Source organism: Bacillus timonensis (assembly GCF_000285535.1).
In the GTDB taxonomy this organism is placed as follows: Bacteria; Bacillota; Bacilli; order Bacillales; family Bacillaceae_L; genus Ferdinandcohnia; species Ferdinandcohnia timonensis.
Map to the genome: position 1 here is coordinate 35807 of NZ_HE610989.1, position 21512 is coordinate 57318.

At 37.1% G+C, this 21512-nt stretch carries 23 protein-coding genes and 2 pseudogenes; 10 read left to right on the forward strand and 15 right to left on the reverse strand.

The annotated features are described in order from the left end of the window. Positions 1–99: 99 nt before the first annotated feature. Positions 100–300 (reverse strand): cold-shock protein CspD, encoded by a 201-nt coding sequence (cspD, locus tag BTHG_RS20300; RefSeq protein ID WP_010283803.1) that lies wholly within the window; start codon positions 298–300, stop codon positions 100–102. A 251-nt stretch (positions 301–551) separates the two neighbouring features. Further along, positions 552–1514 (reverse strand): peptide-methionine (S)-S-oxide reductase MsrA, encoded by a 963-nt coding sequence (msrA, locus tag BTHG_RS20305; protein WP_010283807.1) that lies wholly within the window; start codon positions 1512–1514, stop codon positions 552–554. A 119-nt stretch (positions 1515–1633) separates the two neighbouring features. Between msrA and BTHG_RS20310 the strand changes: the two genes are divergently transcribed. Continuing rightward, positions 1634–1879, forward strand: a complete 246-nt coding sequence (locus BTHG_RS20310; RefSeq protein WP_010283809.1) for a hypothetical protein — start codon at positions 1634–1636, stop codon at positions 1877–1879. A gap of 137 nt (positions 1880–2016) precedes the next feature. Here the strand turns inward: BTHG_RS20310 and BTHG_RS20315 are convergent, their stop codons facing one another. Next, positions 2017–3030 carry an acyltransferase family protein gene (locus tag BTHG_RS20315; protein ID WP_010283811.1) on the reverse strand — a complete coding sequence of 338 codons (1014 nt, stop codon included), beginning with the start codon at positions 3028–3030 and terminating at the stop codon, positions 2017–2019. A 223-nt stretch (positions 3031–3253) separates the two neighbouring features. Here BTHG_RS20315 and BTHG_RS20320 point away from each other — a divergent pair, with 223 nt between their 5' ends. The 3 genes from BTHG_RS20320 (at position 3254) to BTHG_RS20330 (ending at position 5257) form a co-directional block, all read left to right on the forward strand. Then, on the forward strand, positions 3254–3511 hold the full coding sequence (locus BTHG_RS20320) for a CGCGG family putative rSAM-modified RiPP protein (RefSeq protein ID WP_010283813.1): 258 nt from the start codon (positions 3254–3256) through the stop codon (positions 3509–3511). Beyond that, on the forward strand, positions 3486–3776 hold the full coding sequence (locus tag BTHG_RS20325; protein WP_010283815.1) for a hypothetical protein: 291 nt from the start codon (positions 3486–3488) through the stop codon (positions 3774–3776). Before BTHG_RS20320 ends, BTHG_RS20325 begins: the two co-directional genes overlap by 26 nt. Before the next feature lie 269 nt (positions 3777–4045). Then, complete coding sequence (locus BTHG_RS20330) at positions 4046–5257, forward strand: MFS transporter (protein ID WP_010283818.1); 1212 nt, start codon at positions 4046–4048, stop codon at positions 5255–5257. Between the two features lie 262 nt (positions 5258–5519). Here the strand turns inward: BTHG_RS20330 and BTHG_RS20340 are convergent, their stop codons facing one another. Beyond that, positions 5520–5936, reverse strand: a complete 417-nt coding sequence (locus BTHG_RS20340) for a hypothetical protein (RefSeq protein WP_010283820.1) — start codon at positions 5934–5936, stop codon at positions 5520–5522. Between the two features lie 334 nt (positions 5937–6270). On the opposite strand from BTHG_RS20340, the gene BTHG_RS20345 reads away from it, so the two are divergent. Both BTHG_RS20345 and BTHG_RS25480 read left to right on the forward strand, forming a co-directional pair. After that, positions 6271–7224 (forward strand): TDT family transporter, encoded by a 954-nt coding sequence (locus tag BTHG_RS20345; protein WP_148361276.1) that lies wholly within the window; start codon positions 6271–6273, stop codon positions 7222–7224. An 85-nt stretch (positions 7225–7309) separates the two neighbouring features. After that, positions 7310–8338, forward strand: coding sequence for a glycoside hydrolase domain-containing protein (locus BTHG_RS25480; RefSeq protein ID WP_010283830.1), 1029 nt, complete (start codon positions 7310–7312; stop codon positions 8336–8338). A 773-nt stretch (positions 8339–9111) separates the two neighbouring features. Here BTHG_RS25480 and BTHG_RS25485 read toward each other — a convergent pair. Then, positions 9112–9806, reverse strand: a pseudogene (locus BTHG_RS25485) (AIM24 family protein). Between the two features lie 176 nt (positions 9807–9982). Here BTHG_RS25485 and BTHG_RS20360 point away from each other — a divergent pair. Both BTHG_RS20360 and BTHG_RS20365 read left to right on the forward strand, forming a co-directional pair. After that, positions 9983–10291, forward strand: coding sequence for a PadR family transcriptional regulator (locus tag BTHG_RS20360; protein ID WP_010283836.1), 309 nt, complete (start codon positions 9983–9985; stop codon positions 10289–10291). A gap of 17 nt (positions 10292–10308) precedes the next feature. Beyond that, positions 10309–11475: a chromate transporter gene (locus BTHG_RS20365; protein ID WP_010283838.1), complete on the forward strand. Its 1167-nt coding sequence runs from the start codon at positions 10309–10311 to the stop codon at positions 11473–11475. A 254-nt stretch (positions 11476–11729) separates the two neighbouring features. Here the strand turns inward: BTHG_RS20365 and BTHG_RS20370 are convergent, their stop codons facing one another. Beyond that, the gene (locus BTHG_RS20370; RefSeq protein WP_010283849.1) at positions 11730–12473 is read right to left on the reverse strand and encodes an AAA family ATPase; all 744 of its coding nucleotides are present in this window, start codon (positions 12471–12473) and stop codon (positions 11730–11732) included. Positions 12474–12627: 154 nt separating this feature from the next. On the opposite strand from BTHG_RS20370, the gene BTHG_RS20375 reads away from it, so the two are divergent. After that, positions 12628–13149: an HD domain-containing protein gene (locus BTHG_RS20375; RefSeq protein ID WP_010283852.1), complete on the forward strand. Its 522-nt coding sequence runs from the start codon at positions 12628–12630 to the stop codon at positions 13147–13149. A gap of 37 nt (positions 13150–13186) precedes the next feature. Here the strand turns inward: BTHG_RS20375 and BTHG_RS20380 are convergent, their stop codons facing one another. From BTHG_RS20380 to BTHG_RS27995, 8 genes and pseudogenes are all read right to left on the reverse strand, one after another. Beyond that, positions 13187–14125, reverse strand: a complete 939-nt coding sequence (locus BTHG_RS20380) for a magnesium transporter CorA family protein (RefSeq protein ID WP_010283854.1) — start codon at positions 14123–14125, stop codon at positions 13187–13189. 31 nt (positions 14126–14156) lie between these two features. Beyond that, positions 14157–14279: a hypothetical protein gene (locus BTHG_RS27720; protein WP_269719518.1), complete on the reverse strand. Its 123-nt coding sequence runs from the start codon at positions 14277–14279 to the stop codon at positions 14157–14159. A 260-nt stretch (positions 14280–14539) separates the two neighbouring features. Then, the gene (locus BTHG_RS20390; protein ID WP_010283855.1) at positions 14540–15784 is read right to left on the reverse strand and encodes an aminopeptidase; all 1245 of its coding nucleotides are present in this window, start codon (positions 15782–15784) and stop codon (positions 14540–14542) included. Between the two features lie 311 nt (positions 15785–16095). Beyond that, positions 16096–16881 carry a DUF2935 domain-containing protein gene (locus BTHG_RS20395; RefSeq protein WP_010283857.1) on the reverse strand — a complete coding sequence of 262 codons (786 nt, stop codon included), beginning with the start codon at positions 16879–16881 and terminating at the stop codon, positions 16096–16098. A 398-nt stretch (positions 16882–17279) separates the two neighbouring features. Then, complete coding sequence (locus tag BTHG_RS20400) at positions 17280–17861, reverse strand: YpmS family protein (RefSeq protein WP_010283858.1); 582 nt, start codon at positions 17859–17861, stop codon at positions 17280–17282. Between the two features lie 24 nt (positions 17862–17885). Next, positions 17886–18668, reverse strand: coding sequence for a GDSL-type esterase/lipase family protein (locus tag BTHG_RS25490; RefSeq protein WP_010283859.1), 783 nt, complete (start codon positions 18666–18668; stop codon positions 17886–17888). Positions 18669–18840: 172 nt separating this feature from the next. After that, complete coding sequence (locus tag BTHG_RS20410) at positions 18841–19692, reverse strand: metallophosphoesterase (RefSeq protein WP_010283860.1); 852 nt, start codon at positions 19690–19692, stop codon at positions 18841–18843. A 72-nt stretch (positions 19693–19764) separates the two neighbouring features. Beyond that, positions 19765–20351: pseudogene (locus BTHG_RS27995) on the reverse strand (YkoP family protein). A gap of 102 nt (positions 20352–20453) precedes the next feature. On the opposite strand from BTHG_RS27995, the gene BTHG_RS26915 reads away from it, so the two are divergent. Further along, entirely contained in the window at positions 20454–20603 is a 150-nt protein-coding gene (locus BTHG_RS26915) for a hypothetical protein (protein WP_157256238.1), read from the forward strand. Positions 20604–20852: 249 nt separating this feature from the next. Here BTHG_RS26915 and BTHG_RS20425 read toward each other — a convergent pair whose 3' ends face one another. Continuing rightward, a complete protein-coding gene (locus BTHG_RS20425; protein WP_026021912.1) occupies positions 20853–21416 on the reverse strand; it encodes an SCO family protein in 564 nt (187 codons plus the stop codon). Positions 21417–21512 lie beyond the last annotated feature (96 nt).

Sequence of the window (21512 nt, forward strand, 5' to 3'; positions counted from 1 at the left end):
CAATAGGCAAAAGTGCCCAGTCTCTCATTCTTACAAAACTACATAAAAAAGCAGCCCTACATCTGTAGGACTGCTTTCCGCTCTCATTTATATGTTAAATTATAATTTAACTACGTTAGATGCTTGAGGTCCACGGTTACCTTCAACGATTTCGAAAGAAACTTCTTGACCTTCTTCTAAAGTTTTAAAACCTTCGCCTTGGATTGCTGAGAAGTGTACGAAAACATCGTCTCCACCTTGAACTTCGATGAAACCGAATCCTTTTTCGCTGTTAAACCATTTTACTTTACCATTTTGCATGAAATATGCCTCCTAAAATGAACACACAAACCAATTGTGCATTTGAAAAATTAACCATTGTACACTTACATAAATCTAAAACAAATTCACATATAACTTCAGAAGAATAGCCGAAATTAACGTTCTTTCTTTTCTTTAAACTTATATAACGCAACAAAATGGTCTATTTCATCATATCACTGCAGATTACCATAGTCAACCAACAAATTTTAAAATAGTTATTTTATCACAAAAGTTGTATATACACCAATTTAATTGAAAAGTTTCACATATTCCCCATAGCCTTCTTTTTCTAAATCCTCTTTTGGAATGAAACGAAGTGCTGCAGAGTTTATACAAAAACGCATCCGTGTTGGACCTGGTCCATCATAAAATAAATGCCCTAAATGGGAGTCAGCTGTATTACTTCTCACTTCAGTGCGAATCATACCATGTGACGTATCTAGCTCTTCGACGATTTCCTTTGTATCAATTGCCTTTGTAAAACTTGGCCAGCCACAGCCTGCATCATATTGGTCCAACGAACTAAATAACGGTTTACCTGAAACAATATCAACATAAATACCTTCTTTTGAATTGTTCCAAAACTCATTTCGAAACGGTGGCTCAGTCCCTTGCTCTTGTGTCACATAATACTGCATATCTGTCAGACTTTTCTTAGCTTCTTCGTATTCTTTCGCAGCCCAATGTTTTCTGATAAATTTATCCCTACCAGAGCCTGTTCGATAGCGGTTATAGTGTTCAGGTTTCTTTTTATAATAGTCTTGATGATATTCCTCCGCACGATAAAATTCCTTCGCAGGAAGAATCGGTGTCACGATTGGTTTTGAGAAAATTCCACTTTCGGCTAATTTTTGTTTTGATTCCTCAGCAATTTTTTTCTGTTCCTCTGTGTGGTAGAAAATAGCTGTACGATATGAGTCTCCACGATCATAAAATTGTCCGCCGGTATCTGTTGGATCAATTTGCTGCCAAAAAGTTTCTACTATTTTCTCATAAGGGAAAACGTCTGGATTATATGTAATTTGCACTGCTTCATAATGTCCTGTCGTATCGGAACAAACCTCTTCATACGTAGGGTTTTCCTTCGTTCCACCTGTATATCCAGATACAACTTCAATGATTCCTGGCAATGTATCAAATGGTTTAACCATACACCAGAAGCAGCCACCCGCAAAGGTTGCTTTTTCGACTTTTTCATGTGTATTTTCCATATGCCCTCTTCCTTTCTCTTTTTGCTTTCTTTCATTATATCACTTCTACTGTTCGTACAAAAAAATACGCTCATATAAATTCGGCAAACAGGAGAAAGTAAAAAATAGGAGGTGTAAGAATGAGTAGTCCTTATTTATGTCCTAATTGTAAAACGAACCGTTCCAGATTTAATATTATTGAACAAGTGCCAAAATCCGTTAAAATGGACCCGCAAAGTGGTGAAGTCGTGGAAGAATACACAGCAAACCTTGACCCCTTCCATGTCCCTTACCGTGGCCCAGAAATCAAAGTTCAATGCGGCGTCTGTGGCCTCATCGAAGACGAACAATCTTTTATAAAACGAGCCCAAAACTTCAAAGGGTAAAACGGTCACGGGCGCCATAGGCGGCACGGGGCCACGGGGACGGTTCTTGTGGTTCCATCAGACTTCCGAAAACAAACAAAGGGACAGCCCTTGGATTCCAGTTATGACTGGACCAAGAGAACCGTCCCTATGGTTCCTTAATAGCTTTCTTGTTTTGTTCTAAAGAATCTTTTGATGATGGAGATTCGTAGTTCGATTATTGGCTGGGTAATTGCTCTGATTGTTTTGGTTGATAACAGCAATGTTAACAGTAAGGATGCCGCTATTAAGATGGCAAAGTTGCCTGAATCATTGATTGTGTCGAGCCATTCGCTGTTTCGGAAATACTTGATAACAAAGCCGTGCAATAGGTAGACATACAATGTATTTGTTCCCCAGCTTGTGAAGAAATATTGTTTTTTCGGTAAAATCGAGAAAAATGCAACTGTCATCAAAATCGAAACAAAGTAGACTGCTAATCTTATGAGTCCACCAAGGTTCTCCTGAGACAATGTTTCATACGATTTTGACCCTAACAACCAACCAGTGTTGAATTCGGGCACAAAATAATACCCGATTAATATTGCAGCAAGTACGATTACTGAACCTACCTGCACTGCTGGACGCTTCAACGCTGTAAAATGTTCTTTTTTACAATAGAAACCTAATAAGAACAATGGGAAAAAGACAAATGTCCGCGATAAACTTAAATAATTTTCCACGAATGGGATATACCCAACACCTACCCCCACTAATACAGCCAATGATAACGACCACTTCATCGGTAACTTTGTATAAGCATATAACATCACGTTCCAGCAAAATAAACTAATTAAAAACCAAAGCGACCACTGCGGATTAAATGGTTGGAATAACAGTGCTTCACCATTATATAAGAAATAATAGTAAATGGTGTAAATCACCTGAAAAATCAAATATGGTATTAACAGCTTTTTCGCTGTCTTTTTAATGTACCCTTCTTTCCTAAATCCCTTTGCAAAATACCCTGACACTAATATGAATGCAGGCATATGAAAGGAATACACGAAGTGGTAAATTGTCATGATGATTTTATGATCATCAGTAAAAGGCTGAATAAAATGTCCAAAGACAACAAGGAATATTAGGAAAAACTTCGCGTTATCAAAATAATATTCTCGCTTAGTAGCCATCATAAAACCTCCAGACTATTGTTATTGTATTATAGCATCAGCAAGAGGTAGTTTATGCAATTGTCTTTGATTTGTAAATGGCTTTTTAACTAAAGAGAACTATTTGTAATTATACTGAAAAATCTTAACCTAATTGAAACAAACCTTACCGGACCATTTCCCTGTGATTCTAATCATCTTTTCTATCTCTCGCGCGTTTTATAATGAAGTTGAGGTGATGGAAATGGCAAAGGATTGGTCGATTGATCTGGAACAAGGGGATTATCAGCATAACCGAGCTTTAGTGATTGAAGATGGGTTGAAGGCAATTGAGGAAACGGAAAGTGGCTGCTATGTCAATCTAGTGACACCCGCAAATTTTGGAAATCCCTCTCATTATCTTGCAGAAGCCTTAAGTCAGAAATACAAATCGGGTTTTTCCTTTAAATTCATTGATCTATGTGGGTGTGGTGGCTATGTTTTTCGCGTCTGGAAAAAATAAAGAAGCGTTTGAGAAGCTATTTCAGTACGGGAACCAACAGGTTGTTTTGAATTGGTATGAGGATGAGCTTTTAATTGGACGGGATGGGTTCTTTTTCACTCATTTGTTAATCGAGAACGGCTCACTAATTTTTCGTAAGGGCAATAAGGAAAAACAAACAATCCTACTAGTAACCTACAAATCGTTTGAAATTGTCCCCGATTTTCGTGATTTTTATCAATTAACAAACGAAACAGAACTCTTACAAATTTACTTTCCACATTAAACAATACTCAGAGCCACTGAGTATTTCTTTTATGTATTAGCATTTCCTCCCACTACTCCACCCTTCTAAAATATGTTTTTGGCGTAATTACGAAAGTAATCAATAGGGCTACTTCACTTACAAAAAAATCCAATTGAATAAAAAGGGATAACTTTACCGGCATTCAAATATTTCACAATCCGAAAGTTTCGTTAATGAAAATAAACTTCAATTGTGGTACTATAACTCTATCATTAAAAGATTACTATTCGTAGGAGATGGAAAAAATCATGCCGACTTGGCAACGAAATTTATGGGTTCTTTGGATTGGTGTCTTTTTCACAGCTTCCGGATTTTCAATGGTTATCCCATTTTTGCCGATTTTTTTACTAGAAATCGGTGTCCATGACCATACGGAATTATGGTCAGGGCTAATCTATGGGGCCGCCTTTTTTGCAGGAGCATTTGCGACACCGTTTTGGGGAAGAGTTGCCGACAAATACGGACGTAAACCAATGATTGTACGGGCAGGATTTGCCCTTTTTCTTGTTTACACGTTAATGGCATTCGTCACCAACCCTTATCAGATTTTAGGTTTACGGGTTATGCAAGGTTTACTAAGTGGATTTATACCTGGTTCCATTGCTCTTGTAGGTACGAACACACCAACGAAAAAAGTGGGTTATGCGCTATCGTTGATTTCATCTGCAGCTGCAACAGGTATGATTTTAGGTCCGCTTCTAGGTGGTGGAATGGCTGAGCTTTGGGGAAATCGCTGGGCCTTTGCAAGTGCCGGGATTATCGTATTCTTTGCAACCATTTTAATCATCTTTTTCGTAAAAGAGGAAAATTTCAAAGCAAACAAGGAAAAAGGCTCCGTTATCAAGGACTTTAGCATAGCGATAAGCAACCGCCCTTTCTTGCTTGTATTAATACTAACTCTAATGGTCAGTTGCTCTACAATGATTATTGACCCTATTCTTCCATTGTACATTTCTGACATTGCGAGTCACACAAGCTATGTGACATTACTAACTGGTTTTGTAATTTCCTTACCAGGTCTTGCAAGTGCACTGTTTGCACCTGTATGGGGAAAATGGGCAGATAAAGTTGGCTTCCAGCGTGTCTTATTCATCGGACTTTTAGGGGCTGGAATTGGAACATTGGCTCAAATTGTTTTTACTCATATCTGGGGATTCTCATTAATTCGATTTGTATATGGAATTTTCTTCTGTGCGGTATTCCCTGCTTTGAATGGGCTTGTTGTCAAATCAACGCCAGAAGATTTCCGCGGAAGAGCGTTCAGCTTAAACCAAACAGCCAATCAAATTGGTGGTATGATTGGTCCCCTTTTAGGTGGATTACTCGGTGGAGTTTTTCCCACACAAGTTCTCTTCACCGTTACAGGAATTTTGCTATTAGTTGCAATGGCTACATCTTATCTAAATGATGACCAGAAGAAACAGACTTTGAAACGTGAAGTACTTGTGAAAAATAAATAAACGAGGAGACGCTAGGCAGATGAAAACTGCCTAGCGTCTTTTTATGCCACTTGAAGATGGCCAACTCCTAGTTGTTCCAACTCTGAGCTTTTGCTTCATCAAGTATAGATTCTGCTTGTTGTTTTGATTCGTCGTCTAGATTTGCAAACATTTCTCCATTACAATCTTTTTTGGTTCTTCTACTCCAAGTATTGCTAATTGAATGTAGTTCATAAGCGTACAAATTTTTCAGTCAATGAACCGGGAGAACCGTCCCCTTGGTTCACTTAAATGGCAATCCATCTAAATTGTTGTTTGGAACTCCCGTTTCTATATAGCTTCTGACCAATTTCCATTCACCATCTGCTGACTTTTTAAAGGTATCAAAAAATAGATTTGAAGTAGCTAAAGGCTTACCATCAATGACAATCATTGCAGTCAAAACAGCCATGACTTCATTGTTGCGTAAACAAATGGTACCTAATTCAGACAAACGCCATTGTGCATGATTTTCCTTTACAAACTTGAAACCTTGTTCCCAACCCTGTATCGATTCCTCATAACCAAAGTCCACTATTTCATTACTTGCGATTTCTCTTGCCTGATAATCAATTGATAATATCTCCTGTATTTCATTTAATGAAGATGACTCCCATGCCTTCATAAAACGATCAAGAAAAATGCGAAAAGATTGCTCCATTTAAGGACCTCCTAAAAAATAATTTTTATATTTGTTCTATAAAAATAAGGGAATCCCTCCTATTTTCCAATAAAAAAACGCTGCTCTATAGATCAGCGCTTCGAAAAGTTTTACAAAACAATGAACCAGTGGAACCGTCCCCATGGTTCCTCTAACCATTAAGTGGTATTATAGATTAGTACTTTATTAGTTTACAAAGGTGATTATATTGTTTTTATTATGGACACTTTTTATTTTTATCGGTATCTTCTACATAAAATATTCGAATCTTTACGTGAAAACATCTACTCTGGCCGCAGTAATGGCGATTGGTATATTGACAAGAGGGGTTCTTTTGAACTATTTCACAACAGGCTTTTATCTGTATGGAGAAATTTTAGTGATGATCAATATTACACTTTGGTTATCCTTTCTATTTTCGTTAGGCATGGCCATTTGGAAAGGAAAATTCAGGGAGCTTCATATAAAGAATCCAGTCAATCGATTTGGGATAGGAACTTGGGTAGCCGCTTCTTCCATATGTGGTATTTTACTCTATATTTTTAACGACTGGTTTGTGCCTGCAATGGTTATTTCAATTGTAAATTTTGGATTATGGCTTTTTTATATTGTCATTTCGGTATTTGCATTTTATGAAATTCATAAAAACGATGCCTATCATAAGGTGCACGGGATACTTTTACTTACCACTGTTAGCACACAGTCTATGATCCTTTTAATAAACACCATATATCCAAATGTTCCGATTTACTTAAATACATGTCTCCTTCTGATTGGTTTCCTTTTCTATGCTACTGGGGTTTACTTTATAGGTAAAAGATACATCAGAAAAAGCTGGTCAATCCAGGATGACTGGAATAATACAAACTGTATCTTACATGGGGCTTTATCCATTTCGGGAATTGCCTGTATCGTGTCTGGAACAGTAAATTCTACTGTTATCGCCATACTTTGGATTCTTGTATTAGTCATTTACTTAATTGTGGAGATGATTGAGGTAATCAGACTATACACCCGAATCAAACACCTAGGTATAAAAAAGGGAATTCTTATTTATGATGTCACCCAATGGAGCCGTATTTTTACCTTTGCCATGTTTGATACATTCACTTTCCGACTTCAAACAGATATTGCAGTTATTTCACATATCCGTCATTTTGTCTTATCTTTTGGGATTTGGGTAATTTTAACGCTCATTGTGATTGAGGTTCTTCTAAGTATGAGACATATGTTGCGACTACATCAGACAATTACCTACAAAAACCAAACTAATGATGTCTCAGTTTAAAATGAGCAGGTAGCTTACAAATACATCCCAAACCCACACCGCACATGCACTCCTCACATATGATACATAGATGTGAGGTGATGAAATGACAGAAAAAGGATTTAACATAATGATTTCTGCCGTTATTGGATTCCTTTTATGCTGTGCGGTGTATTTCTATGTAACTGAGGACAAAACAAAACCAGTAACATCCACTCCTACTACCGAAGCACCACCAACTCCCCCTCCTGCCAACACAAAAGAGGAAAACAAACCGCCACCAGCAAACGAACAAGATAATAAAAACCAAGAGAAAGACCATGAAAAAAACCAAAACAATGAGAAAAATCAGCAAAAAGAGGAAGATAAAAACAAAGATGAGAATTCTCAGCAAAAAGAAGAAGATAAAAATAAAGAAGAGAATTCTCAACAAAAAGAGGAAGATAAAAACAACGAAAAAGCAAAACCAAGTGATAAACTCCCTGAAATCGTTTGGGGAATTGACTCAGCAAGTGAAACGACAAAGGATTTTTATGCATGTGTAAAAGATAATTTTGGTGACCCAGTTGTATTTGGTCGTTACCTTGGAGAACGTGATGGTATCTCCGTAGGACTCACAGCTGAACAAGTGAAAATCATCCATGCTGAAGGTGACTTTATTCTACCAATCTATAATCATTTTAATGACGCTACTGGGTATGACAATGGTGTCGCGTATGCAAAGGAAGCCATTCAGCTTGCTGCGGATATAGGAATTCCACAAGGTGTTGCCATTTTTGCAGATATTGAACCAGATTATCCAGTCGATTCAGAGTTTATTAAAGGCTGGTTCGATACAATCGAAGAATCAAACTTTAAATCTGGCATTTATGGTGTGTTCGACCCTGAACAAGCTTTGTTTAAAGCCTATCAAAAAGCAGGAGAAAGCAATGGTGCCATCCTTGAAAAGAACTATATTTGGACAGCCGCACCTAGTATAGGAATTACAGCTGAAACGAAAGCACCGGAATTTCAACCTTCTGCCCCAGAAGGCGCACTTGCATGGGGCTGGCAATACGGCATAGATTCAGAAACTTGTAACATTGATACCAACTTATTTAAACGTGAACTAGTTGATGTTTTGTGGGGACCTTAAATTCAATCGAGAAAGAAGAATGGGTTCTGATTTAGGGTGCAAAAAACAAAAAATATTAAATTAGGCTCTAATTTATCGACTAAATTAGAGCCTTTGTTTTGATTGTTTTATCAATATTAGAGTATAGAAACGTCAATTTAAATAACGTTTTAGACATCGGAATTCTTTGTACAAAAGTTTCTGTACGTATGTTATTTACAATGCTTTGACCAGAGACTCCATTTTAATAAGGTGCCTTGTCCTTAATCGAATAACCAACAAAAAGTAAAATAAGCGGAGGTTTTTCGGTTAGATCCAAAATGAGGCTCGTTTTAGGGTATATAAGGGAAGGTTTTCCGATTATCCAAAGCAAAATCGCTCATTTTCGAATTTCTGGAGTCAATAGCCGGAATCTCTCCGTCTATATAAGACTTTTTTTATCATAATTACTAATTACGCGCAATGTCTCCGTCTATTTATCAACTCGGGTGCTTAACCTGATTTCTTTACCGAAAAAAGCAGACAGTTTTGATCCTAGTTTAGGGAATCAGCAGCCTTGATATATGAAGGAAGAGACGTATTCCTATTCATAAGTCAATTCTTGTGTCTTTTTATAAGGTTGCACCCGAAAAAGGAACCCTTTATGTTTTTTCTATTCGTTTTTCTATTCCAATTTAGGATTCATTTGCGATGATTTTTATAGTGTTAAAAGCTTTAATATTTATAGCGTTATTTTGCTATTTGCAATCGATACAAAATCGGCTAATTCGATTACTCATGCTTCTTTCTATTAATTAGCTATTCGACTGCTGCATGTAAACTTCTTCATACGGTTGAACGATGACAAAGCCATCTCCTTCAAATCTCATTTGAATTGACTCGCCACTACCTCTTCCGACGAAGGTTTTAAATGAAATATCTGTTTGAAATTCAGGTTGTAGATTTCCAGACCACGCAACCGTTGCATTTGGATCCGTTACAACCGGCTTTCCTGGTGTTACCCGCAATGTGAGTGGCTCATAATGAGTCGTGATTGCTAGCATCCCACTTCCTTGACACCTAACATTAAACAATCCACCGGCCATCATTCCTGCGATTCGCTTCATAAGCTTAATTTCGTGTTTTAAGGATGGTTCAAAGGCTAGAAGATCATTTCCATTCACGTAAATCGCTTCGTCTTGTAGATGAAGGATGATAATTTTTTCCCACTGTCAGCTAAGTACAGTTTCCCCTCCCCGTTTGCTTTCATTAAGGATGCCCCTTCGCCTGTCAATGCTTTCTTAAACATGCTACCTAAACCATGCTCAAGAATACCCTCACGTTCATACTTAATTTTTCCATTGTAAGCAACCATTGAACCAGCTTTGGCCCATATCATGCCATTTAAATTAACCTCTAACATACGAGGTGTCTCTAATTCAAAAAGTCCTTCCCCTTTGTCCTCTTGCTCCGTTTTTTTGATAAATTCCGCAATTGAATATTTACTCATTAACCCCACATCCTTTCGTTAGTTGATTTACGATTGGGCACACAAAAAAGTTTCATAGTGTTAAGAAATTGTAAACTTTCGCATTTTGACTTTAGGTATTATTTTTCTTATGCTATAATCTCGATATCGAATCCCGATATTGGTTTTTTACATTAACTTGATTGGTGGTAAGTATGTTGGAAGATAAAATACTGCGTAAACTTTTTCTTGGGTTTATCCAGATTCACATTTTGCACCATGCAAAGGAACATCCGATATTCGGTGCATGGATGCTCGAAGAACTAACAGAACATGGATATAACATAAGTTCTGGAACACTGTACCCAATACTCCACAGTATGGAAGCAGATGGCCTTTTAGAAAAAGAAGACAAAAATGTAGAAGGAAAAATTAGAAAGTATTACACAACCACTACTAAAGGAGAGACTATCTTAAACGAAGCGAGGAACAAAGCTTACGAGCTTTTTAAAGAAATAAAAGATTAATTATAAAGGAGAAAAAAATGAAAAATTTATTGGAGATTCTTCTGGTCTCAACAAGACTTGGATTAACCTCTTTTGGAGGACCTGTCGCACATCTTGGTTACTTTCACGAAGAATATATTCGTAGAAGAAAGTGGATGGATGAAAAAACGTATGCTGACTTAGTAGCCCTCTGTCAGTTTTTACCCGGACCTGCTAGCAGCCAGGTGGGAATCGGCATAGGTGTAATGCGAGCTGGCGTACTCGGCGGAATCGTATCCTTTCTTGGGTTTACACTTCCTTCGGTCATTGCACTGATTTTGTTTGCACTAATTCTCGATGGGCTAGATATTGGTACAGCTGGCTGGATTCATGGCTTAAAATTGGTCGCTGTGGCAGTTGTTGCCCATGCAATTCTTGGGATGGCGCAAAAGCTTACTCCTGATTTATCAAGAAAAGCACTTGCCCTGTTTGCGTTAGTAGGAACTCTATTATGGCAAACAGCCTTTACACAGGTTGGTGTTATTCTCATTGCCGCCATCTTGGGATTTGTTTTATATAAGAACCAAGCTGATACTAAAACTACTAATCTACAATTCCCGATATCTCGGAAATTTGCTACTATTTGCTTATCGTTGTTTTTTGGTTTGCTCATTATTTTGCCGATTTTAAGAGAAGTAACATCCTTAGAATGGGTTGCAATGTTTGATAGCTTTTATCGCTCAGGATCACTTGTTTTCGGTGGCGGTCATGTCGTGTTGCCATTGTTAGAACGTGAATTTGTTCCAACAGGATGGCTTAGCGAGGAAGCATTTTTAGCTGGATATGGTGCAGCACAGGCTGTTCCGGGACCTCTCTTTACATTTGCAGCGTATCTTGGAGCCGTAATGAATGGATGGCAAGGCGGTTTATTAGCTACTATCGCAATTTTCCTGCCAGCGTTCCTACTTATTCTTGGAACACTACCATTTTGGGACTCTCTTCGTCGCAATCCTAAAATTAAAGGGGCTCTTATGGGAGTAAACGCTGCAGTGGTTGGGATTTTGATTTCTGCCTTTTATCACCCAATATGGACCAGTACCGTATTTGAACCATTTGACTTCGCATTTGCAGCCGTATTGTTCAGCATGCTAGTCTATTGGAAACTTCCACCTTGGATCGTTGTGCTGACAGGCGCCATCGGGGGAGCAATTATAAGTATGTTCTAGACTACCTATCAGGTAGTCTCAGACTGTTGACAAACGCTCGCATACTGTGTTGCTTGCCTCCCTCGTTGCGCTCATTCGGCAACTTCTATTCGCGTCTTCGCTCAGCTGCGCTCCTTGTCTGACAAGCGTTTACAAGACAGTCTGGTTATTGAATCTATTTGTAGATATTCTTTATAATTCGTGTAGACAAAGTCAGTACTGACTTTATCTACACTCTGAGACTACCAATCAGGTAGTCTATTTTATATATATCCTTATTCCTCCTCATCCTCTCGAAACAGCTCATTCAAAAACCGTTCCCGTCGGTTCAAAAACCCAATCGTTATCTGATAATGCTCGGTCTCCTCATACGCAATTTCCTCTATCGGTGATGTATCAAAATTATAAATTTGTGCACCTGGATACCCGAGTAAAATCGGTGAATGAGTGGCTATGATAAACTGGGCATCTCCCCTTCTTGACAGGTCGTGGATGACTCGTAAAAATGCAAGTTGCCGTGCTGGGGATAGAGCCGCCTCAGGCTCATCTAACAAATAAATACTCCGTTCACCAAAGCGATTTACAAAAAGTGATAAAAATGACTCACCATGTGATTGCTCATGAAGCGATTTTCCGCCATATCCCTCATAGTTAAATGTTGGATCCTCTTTAGCTAATTGATCCAAATGTGAGGCAAAATGAAAAAAGCTTTCCGCTCGTAAAAAGAAACCTTGATTGACCTTTGGCATCCATGAAAGCCGAATATATTCACTTAAGGCTGGTGTAGCATCTTCAAACTCGTAGGAATTATTCCTTCCCCCACCCCCACTATTAAATCCACATTGGTGGGCAATAGCCTCAAGCAAAGTGGACTTGCCAGACCCGTTTTCACCTACAAAAAAGGTAACAGGCTCATGAAAGTTAAGTTGATCAAGCCTTCTAATACTTGGAATTGAAAAAGGATACTCCCTCATATTTGGCATTTTTTCAGAAAGTAATTTCACACTTCGCAAAAACATTAAACATCACCACGCTATCATACTACTTCCATTTTAACACGATTACCTGGTTCTTCCACCTATTTCCGCACCCATTAGGATGGCTATATCTTGATAATATCCTTTATCCATGATAAGATTCTAAAAATTTATCCTTTTTTAGGAGGCTGGACAAATGAGATATGTTACGCTAACAGACATCTATAATCATCGGATTGCGCAAAAGTACCTGTCTCGTTCGGGAAAGGCTCACGCCATTGCATGTGCTTACCACGCATTTAAAATGGCCAAGCAACAGAATGTTTCAGTTGATCTTGCTACAAAGGCAGCATTGCTTCATGATATGGGGCATTACACTTGGTATAAAAATGGAAAATGGGATTACAGGATGTACAAGGAAAATGACATACACGCCATTAAGGGGGCAGAACGTGCTCATAAATTATTAATTCGATTAGGTGAAAATCCCAAGTATGCCAAGGATATTGCCTATGCGATTTTATTCCACACGGATTCCTATATTGAGGAAGGCTTTATCAAACGTACTCCGCTTCAAGCTATCACAAAGCTTGCTGATGAAATGGATGAAGAAGAAGGCGGACTACACCACTATCGTCAAATCGATGAGGAAAAAGCAAGGAAAATGATTGCCAGATTAGATGCATTAGTTGAGGAAGAAATAGACAACCCACAATAAAAGCGTTGATCCCTAAACAGGACCAACGCTATACATACTAGAAGAACCGTTTCTTCCAAAAGATATAGGCTGTTATACTTGATAAAATGAACGATATCGTAATTGCAATTAAAAACGAATATTGATATTCCTGAAACGGAATTGAAACGTTCATTCCATAAAAACTCGCCACCATGGTAGGCAATGACAAAATAATTGTAATCGATGTTAAGAACTTCATTACAATGTTTACATTGTTGGAAATCACAGACGCAAAGGCATCCATCATCCCACTTAGAATAGACGTATGTGTTTCCGCCATTTCAATCGCCTGTTGATTTTCAATGATGACATCCTCTAGTAATTCCTGATCATCTTCGTACATTTTCAAATAATTACTTTTCAACATTTTTTGCATGACAATATTATTTGATTTCAAGGATGTTGTAAAATATACTAAACTTTTTTCAAAGTTTAACAGTGAAAAAAGTTCTTTATTTTTCATAGATTGATGCAATTCTTTTTCAATCATATCTGTTTTTTTACTAATTTGCTTTAAGTATCTAAGATATAGGGTTGCCATTGAATAAAGAATTTGGAAAGCAAACCTTGTTCTTTTAAACGTAAAAAAGTTTTTGATTTTCCCCTCTGAAAAACTATGAAAAATTGGATTATCCTTTAAACAAACCGTTACAAAACAGTTTTTTGCAATAATGATACCAAGTGGAATCGTATCATAAATCGGAATCTCATTTTCATCCATTGACACGGAAGGAATATTGACAATGATTAAAATATGTTCACCGTCTTTTTCAATCCTTGAACGTTCTTCCTCGTCCAAAGGGTCTTTAATAAATTCAAGCGGGATTTCTAATTCTGTTGTGATTTTATTAATTTCTTGTTCTGATGGAGCAATTAAGTTAATCCAGCAACCATTTGAAATCGTAGTTGTTTCCTGTAACTTCCCCTGCTCGTTGGATAGATAAATATTTAACATGATGTATACCTCCTCTTTTTTATCGAGGAAGTCAAAAATCTCTGCCAGTTAAAGTTGAATCTTTACTTGTATGCCAACTTCGTTTATTAGGATCATTGATGACTTCCCCTCTTTTCGACGCGGGATCAGGGTCGTTACACAAATGACTACTCATAAAAATTCAACTCCTTTTTTATGTAAAATGAATACCACAATATTTTACTCGAAAACTCGCGGTTTGTAACTATTTGATTTTTGCCAGTCAAAAATTTAGGCTGTTTGCGTAAACTTTGTTGGTATTGAAATAATTGATTTCCGCTGCAATCAATAGGTTTGTTTTACTAATAGCAACAATCTTTTAGTAAAGAGCAAAAGTATAACAAAAATGCCCGAGAAAAGTTATTTACAAACCTTCTCCCGGACCTTGGATTATTCTTATATCGCCCAATCCCCATTTCGGAAGATTGGAACCACTGTACCATCTTGTTTGATACCGTCAATATCCATTTCACTTGAGCCAATCATAAAATCAACGTGAACCGTTGACACGTTTAATCCACTCTCTTTAAGTTCATTTTCATTCATTTTCGTGCCACCTTGAAGATTTGTCGGATAGGCTGCTCCGATTGCAAGGTGATTTGATGCATTTTCATCAAATAATGTATTGAAAAATGTAATGCCTGACTGTGAAATCGGTGATGGATCTGGCACTAATGCAACCTCTCCTAATCCTGTTCCACCCTCGTTATCAAATACTAATTTTTTCATAATTTCATCCCCAGTTTCTGCGGAGATGTCAACAATTTTTCCATCTTTAAACTGTACTTCAATGCCTTCAATTAATGTACCAGCGTAACTTAATGGCTTCGTACTACGAACCACTCCATCCATACGAGTTGTATCTGGAGCCGTGTACACCTCTTCAGTAGGCATGTTTGCAATAAATTCTTCTCCCTTTGGGTTATAGCTTTTCGCACTTTCCCATATATGGTTTTTCGGCAGCCCAAGTTTTAAATCTGTCCCTGGTGCACGATAGTGAAGGGCATCGAACTGGATTTCATTTAATTTTGCTGCTTTTTCATTTAAGATTTTTGTATGCTCTTCCCACGCAGCTACTGGATCATCCTCATACACTCGGCATGTTTTAAAAATTTGATCCCAAAGCGCATCCACCTGCTCCTCAGATGTTGCGAGGTTAGGGAAAACTTTAGCGGCCCATCCCGCTCCTGCGGCAGCAGCAACCGTCCATTTTAAATCATTGTTTTGTGTCGCAACTCGTTGTGCTTTGAAAGCCTTCGCAGCTTTGTTCTGATATGCAGATATTTTAGCAGGGTCAACCCCACTTAAAAACCCTGGGTCACTTGAAACTATAGAAAGACGACATACCTTATGGTTTAAAACATGGTCGTCAGATTCTTGAATTTCATACTCAGGTATATCAGTTAACACCTCTTCAGGCTGGTGTAAATAATGCTCTTTTGTGATTTCATCGTCCGACCATTTCACAATTACCTTTTCTGCTCCGAGTGCATAAGCCTCTTTTGTAACAAGTCGAGCAAGTGGAGCTTGATCAACTGTGATTGTCATTTTTACCCAATCACCTTTTTGCACATTTAGACCATTTGCTACTAAAAGCTTCGCATACTTTTGTAAATTCGCTTCAAAATTTGGAAGAACCATTTTATAACCCCCATAAATATTATGTATATGACCATACTAGCATACATTTTTTTAAAAATACTAGTGAATCAGTAACCCTTTAGTGGATTTGACATATTCTAAATATCCCTTTAAACAAGTAAGCATATACATACAAGCCTTCTTTTTAACCATTTATTCGGAAATCATGTATAGCTCACCTTTTTTATAGAATTCGTAGTCTTATCAATCATATCTATTAAAAGCAAAATTGTAAAAAATCCAATTACCCCTACCCATCGTATCAAAAAAAGCGCTCATTCCTTATCGAACGAACGCTTAATGTATATCGTTTACCTTTTTAAACTTGCCTCAAACAAATCTATTATTTCTAGGAACCTTTCTGCTTCCCTAAATGTATGGTCAGCTAAAAGCGGATGAATATTACTCTTAATTCGACAGGCTTCTATTAGCTCCCGAGCTGTTTTTTTAAAGTCTCTTAGCGAAGCCACCGATACTCTATTTTGATCAAGAAACTGAGTTAGGATAGGTTTTGTTTCCGATTGTGGTCGCATTGAATCTAAATCAATTGCTTGAAATAACAATTGGTCGAAGTCATGGCTAAACTCTCTAGCCTGATCTACAAGCTTTCTTTCCGAAGGGTCTAAGAGATGTCCGATAAATTTTGCATGGTCAGCCATGATTCTAAGAAAGAAAACATTTTCCTGAATAATTGCTTCTGGTTTTGGGGCCAGAATTCCTTGATTCAGCTCCTTTAACCGATTGGCAAAGTAGGCCGCTTCCCTACTAATATGGTCAACTAATAAGGGATAATTGTTTGTGAGAATCTCACAACGTAACGTTAATCCTAATACTTTCCTTTTATAGGCCCATATTGAAGCTGCCGCTTGATACACTTCATTGTTGAACGCTTGGACTTGTCGTAAATCCGAGTTAACTGAAAAACGAGCGAGCTTTTCCTCAATTCTTTCAAACATCGTAATAAAGTTCCTGGCTTCATCAATTAATTGTTGCTGTTCATACGTAAAACCCAAACTCAAAAACAATGCGTGTTCCTTCATAATCCTTGACCAAAATTTAATTTCGTTTAACGACCTAGACACAATCGGATCGGCCATCTCACCACTCCCTTTTTTTCACACCTTTCCTTTAAATAATTATGATGATACAGATTGTACTCATGCTGAGTCTTATTAAAAAAGCTATGTTAGATAATTCTGTTGATATTTTAACGAAATGAACACTTGTTCTAAAATAAAGAACAAGTGTGTTTGCAGTTATTTCCGAAAAATGGTTATCAGGTTTAATTGGTGTTCTATTTATGGTGTAGTGCTTGTCTTTGCATTTTTCTTGCTAGTAGCCAAGGGAATAGGTGGCTAATTTCCAACTAATTATATGATTTTAAGATTTTAATAAGGAGTACCAATATTTCTTGGAGCTCCCTTTATTTATTTTAAAAATCAACATTAGCGTTTAACTTAGCATAAAAAAAAGCAAACCAGTTATGATTTGCTTCTTAATCAATTGGTACCTGTAAGTTGAACCTTAATTCGTCTTTACTTAAATCAAAAGTATCGACAGAAACTTTAGTATCGCTTTTCATTTCCATTTCTGATAAATAAACATAGATATCATGTTTTTTCGCATCAATCTGAACCCATTCAGGAAGATTGTAATAGTCATTAATATACCTTAGTACGAAGGTAACAGGTAGGCTGACTTGGCCTACGGTAAATGCCTCTTGCTTTAGCAGTAAATCCCCGTTTTCAAGGACCTCTGGCTTAAAAGTCATGACCATATCAATCTCTTTTCCAAAGACTGTAATGGTCCCGAGCAGCATAACCCGTTCGGTCAACAACACCTTATAGTTTAGCGGATTATCCTTCGCTTCTTTTTTTAAAAAGTTATTAATCACCCTAGTTAGGTCGTCTTTATTCGTTTCGACAGACAGATTCACATCATCCCTGGAAACCATTTTTTCCTTTGGAGCCACCTCTTTATTTGGAACAAAGAGCAACCCGAAAAAAACAAGCACACACACAAGATTAATTGCTAGTAGTGTGAGAAAAAGAAATTTCCATTTATTTTTTATCTTCATCAAAGACCCCCTCTGTGAAGGAAATCACTCTTGCTTGATTACTTCAAAAATCCTCTCACTCATTAATTCATACCCTTTTGAATTCGGATGAAACTCATCTTCTGCTAAAAGATTATCACTTGACTGGCTAAATACATCATCAACCACTACAAATTTAGTATGGTCAAATTTTGAAAGAATTCTTTGACTTCCTTCATTCCAATCATCAACAATTGTATTAATTTCCGTAGAAAGGTCAATAAACCAACCAAACGGATTGTATAGCCCTACAAGTACAATTTCAGCTTCACTATTATAACTCCTAATATTTTCGAGCACTTTTTGAAGACGCACTTCATATTTTGCCTGTTCTTTTTGGAATACATTTAATGATAAATCAAAAAGATTTTCTTTTACAATTTTCATTATATCATTTCCACCGATGGTAATGATAATGATGTCAGCATCCGCAATTCCTTCTTGAACTTCTTCATTTTGCAATCGATTTAAAAGGTCAGTCGTTTTATGCCCTTTCACACCGAAATTTTTAAGAGTTACTGATTTTACATCTTTTTCATCAAGAAGCTTTTCCTCTAGCAAAGTAGTATAGCCGCCCTGTTTTGTCTCATCACCGACACCCTTTGTCAGTGAATCACCAATTGATGCTATTTGAAGATCTCTCGGGATAAAATCGTCCGGGATTTCTTGCTTTGGGACTAGCCCTGTATCATGATTACTAGTGGCTTCCCCTGTAGTTGCCGGTATCCCCCCAGAACAACCACTCAGTAAAAACAACGTAAGAATAATAGCTAAAAACGGATTGTTCATCTTGCTCACCACTTTTCTTTCTAGACTGTTGTCTACAAGTTTAGTATTATAGCATACGAAAAAAAGTCAATAACGATTCATATTTCATGGAAATATGTTGAATTCGAAGTAAAAATGTAATCTTTTTTTTGCGAAGAGATGCGAAAAAGACGTCTAAATGGACGTCTTCACCTTACATTGCTTGTTGTTCCGCTGTAGTTTGTTCTCCAAGTGTTAGCGTATGAAGGGTAATTTCGGGGTTGCTTCGGACGCGAATATTTACCCCTGTCTGTCCCAGTCCTTCGTTAATATAAAATGGTTTTCCATCATGTATATGAAAACCTTTAATCATTTTCATTCTAACAAGTTTCCCCATTTTCACCAAGTGATAAGGCTTTGGATAACAAATTTGTCCCCCATGAAAATGGCCTGATAATAGATAATCAAAATGATAATCCTTCATGTGCAAAACGAGATTTGGGTCATGGGTTAATACCAAATTATAGCCTGACATAAGTGATTCATAGGAAGCCACAAGATTACTTCGTTCTGTACTAAAATCATCAATACCAATCAAATTCAAACGGTGCCCATGAATCATTAGTGACATATGATCATTTTGAAATGTTTTAACTCCATTCTCTTCTAAAAGCTGCTTTAATTTTTCAAAGTTTTTCTTTCTTAACTTATAATCATGATTACCAAATACGGCATATGTCCCATGTGTGGGCGCAATTTTTGAAAATACTTCAAGGTATGGAACAAGTTTCGGAATACTGCGTTTACGGTCTAAAAAATCACCTGTTAGTGCAATTAAATCGATATTTTCATTTTTCACTTTTCGATATAATTCATCTGGAGTAATCGATAGATTTTCAAGATGTAAATCTGATAGGTGGAGAACATTAATTTGAGCTGGATTTACATATTGTTGATTCGGATTTAAAACCATTTTATTTACTTTCACATTATACGTGTTTTTATTCGCTTTTCTAAGAAAATAAAAAACTACTAAAATTGTGATAAGAACGATGAAAATTTTCATAAAAAACACCACCTTGTCTCCTTCCATTATAGATAATAGAATTCGAAAAAAGCAGTGGTAATGAATGGATACCTATTTATACAATTCGAATAACGTATTTTTAGACATGAATAAGTACATAGGGTGTCTTCGGAGACTTTGCGCAGAAATATTTGATACCGCCATACAATACATTGGGAGAAACACAACTAATTTAAACCAAAGATAGATTTTACTTGAAATGGGTATGGATTCAAACCCTAATCGCCTACTCCCCTTGTTTAACGCGGTGACCCCAATAATTCCCTTTATTTCGTTTTTTTCGGATGATTATATAGATATTGTGCAACGCCAGGCAATGCTTGTTTTACTTGCTTATAGATCATTCTTGCTTTCGATGTCTCTCCTTGTAAGCCAAGCAACTCTCTTAATAATATGACGTTATGTAAGTGAATTTTGATTAACAAATCATTTTTCTTAATTTCAGTCCCATCTGCAAGAACGCAAGACCGACCTTTGTATTTCGTCACTTTTACCCGCAAAATCTCTTTATCCTCCACATAAGTTAATTTTGTAAAGGCATAATAAATTGGATCAAGAAACGTCCAAATGGTTATTACGCACAACTTCATTTTTGCGAGCATCGATGCATCCCCTTTACCATTCATATACATGTTCATTTTCTCTAATTTTCGGGGAAAATATATTGGAAAAGTAAGGCAAGATAAAAAAGAAAATGTAAAAACGGTGTACTAGTATATTTCAATGAAAGGATGTCTGTAATGGAAAAAGAAAGTGAAAATCAACTAAAAGCAAGACAAGAATTCCCTGAGCAAATTTCAAGCGGTTGTTTTACCTTTACCAGCCATGAGCTCTTTTGGAAAGAGCTTGAAACAATAGTTGAAGATGGAATTGAACAGGCAGAGGATTGAGTTGTAGATTTTTGGGCGATAAATCTATTTTTGGAAGGGCCTTTGGGTATTTCAGGAAAAAGTCATAGCAAAATCGCTCTTTATGACACCATTTTTTTGGAAAATCAATGGGAAACTCATTGCATAACAGTACTTTATTATACCGCTTTTGGAGAGTCCAGGGAAACCCACTCCTTAAACGGAACAAGCAATCCCAAAACCAAAAACCCACACAAAAAAGACTCCATCCAGGAGTCCTTTTTTCGCACATTATAGTACCTTCTTAATATCCTCAATGATTTCTTCGTATGGTGTATCTTCAACCCCATTGTATTCCTTTAGAACTGTGCCATTTTGGTCAACTAAGTAAAACTTAATCACATGTATTACTTGGTCTTGTCCCTCAGGTTTTGCAACTAATGCTTTAAAGCTGTCTTTACCAAATTCCGTGATTTCATCCAACGAATAACCGGTTAACAGATGCCAGTTTGATAAATCATCACTGTAACCTTCTGCATATTCCTTCAACTTTTCAGGTGTGTCCACTTCTGGGTCAACTGAAAAAGAAACAAATTCAACATCTAGCCCCTCTTCTTTTACCATCCCTTGAAGCTTTGCCATATGAGCTGTCATTGGCGGGCAAACGGTATCACATTCTGTAAAAATCATGTCCGCTATCCAAACTTTACCCTCTAAATCCTTTAGGCTAAAGTCTTCACCATTTTGATCCACATAGGAGAAATCGGAAACCTCATAATTTAACGGATTATCTATACCACTTCCACATGCAGCTAAAACAAAAATAAGTGCGACCACAACTAGTAATTTTTTCACGTTTTCACCTACATTCGTCATTTTGCCATTCAATATCTCATTTTAAAGAAAATATGACAAACTTACAACATTATTGCTGTGAACAATTTTCGAACA

What these genes read in the sequence shown, in the direction of transcription:
- BTHG_RS20320 (WP_010283813.1), top strand. Translation starts at nt 3,254, where the DNA reads ATGGCAAAGGATTGGTCGATTGATCTGGAACAAGGGGATTATCAGCAT.
- BTHG_RS20325 (WP_010283815.1), top strand. Translation starts at nt 3,486, where the DNA reads ATGTTTTTCGCGTCTGGAAAAAATAAAGAAGCGTTTGAGAAGCTATTT.
- BTHG_RS25490 (WP_010283859.1), bottom strand. Translation starts at nt 18,668, where the DNA reads ATGAACAATCCGTTTTTAGCTATTATTCTTACGTTGTTTTTACTGAGT.
- BTHG_RS20390 (WP_010283855.1), bottom strand. Translation starts at nt 15,784, where the DNA reads ATGGTTCTTCCAAATTTTGAAGCGAATTTACAAAAGTATGCGAAGCTT.
- BTHG_RS20315 (WP_010283811.1), bottom strand. Translation starts at nt 3,030, where the DNA reads ATGGCTACTAAGCGAGAATATTATTTTGATAACGCGAAGTTTTTCCTA.
- BTHG_RS20380 (WP_010283854.1), bottom strand. Translation starts at nt 14,125, where the DNA reads ATGTTAAATATTTATCTATCCAACGAGCAGGGGAAGTTACAGGAAACA.
- BTHG_RS20330 (WP_010283818.1), top strand. Translation starts at nt 4,046, where the DNA reads ATGCCGACTTGGCAACGAAATTTATGGGTTCTTTGGATTGGTGTCTTT.
- BTHG_RS20410 (WP_010283860.1), bottom strand. Translation starts at nt 19,692, where the DNA reads ATGAAAATTTTCATCGTTCTTATCACAATTTTAGTAGTTTTTTATTTT.
- BTHG_RS20400 (WP_010283858.1), bottom strand. Translation starts at nt 17,861, where the DNA reads ATGAAGATAAAAAATAAATGGAAATTTCTTTTTCTCACACTACTAGCA.
- msrA (WP_010283807.1), bottom strand. Translation starts at nt 1,514, where the DNA reads ATGGAAAATACACATGAAAAAGTCGAAAAAGCAACCTTTGCGGGTGGC.
- BTHG_RS25480 (WP_010283830.1), top strand. Translation starts at nt 7,310, where the DNA reads ATGACAGAAAAAGGATTTAACATAATGATTTCTGCCGTTATTGGATTC.
- BTHG_RS20395 (WP_010283857.1), bottom strand. Translation starts at nt 16,881, where the DNA reads ATGGCCGATCCGATTGTGTCTAGGTCGTTAAACGAAATTAAATTTTGG.
- BTHG_RS20340 (WP_010283820.1), bottom strand. Translation starts at nt 5,936, where the DNA reads ATGGAGCAATCTTTTCGCATTTTTCTTGATCGTTTTATGAAGGCATGG.
- BTHG_RS20365 (WP_010283838.1), top strand. Translation starts at nt 10,309, where the DNA reads ATGAAAAATTTATTGGAGATTCTTCTGGTCTCAACAAGACTTGGATTA.
- BTHG_RS20370 (WP_010283849.1), bottom strand. Translation starts at nt 12,473, where the DNA reads ATGTTTTTGCGAAGTGTGAAATTACTTTCTGAAAAAATGCCAAATATG.
- BTHG_RS27720 (WP_269719518.1), bottom strand. Translation starts at nt 14,279, where the DNA reads ATGAGTAGTCATTTGTGTAACGACCCTGATCCCGCGTCGAAAAGAGGG.
- BTHG_RS26915 (WP_157256238.1), top strand. Translation starts at nt 20,454, where the DNA reads ATGGAAAAAGAAAGTGAAAATCAACTAAAAGCAAGACAAGAATTCCCT.
- BTHG_RS20310 (WP_010283809.1), top strand. Translation starts at nt 1,634, where the DNA reads ATGAGTAGTCCTTATTTATGTCCTAATTGTAAAACGAACCGTTCCAGA.
- cspD (WP_010283803.1), bottom strand. Translation starts at nt 300, where the DNA reads ATGCAAAATGGTAAAGTAAAATGGTTTAACAGCGAAAAAGGATTCGGT.
- BTHG_RS20375 (WP_010283852.1), top strand. Translation starts at nt 12,628, where the DNA reads ATGAGATATGTTACGCTAACAGACATCTATAATCATCGGATTGCGCAA.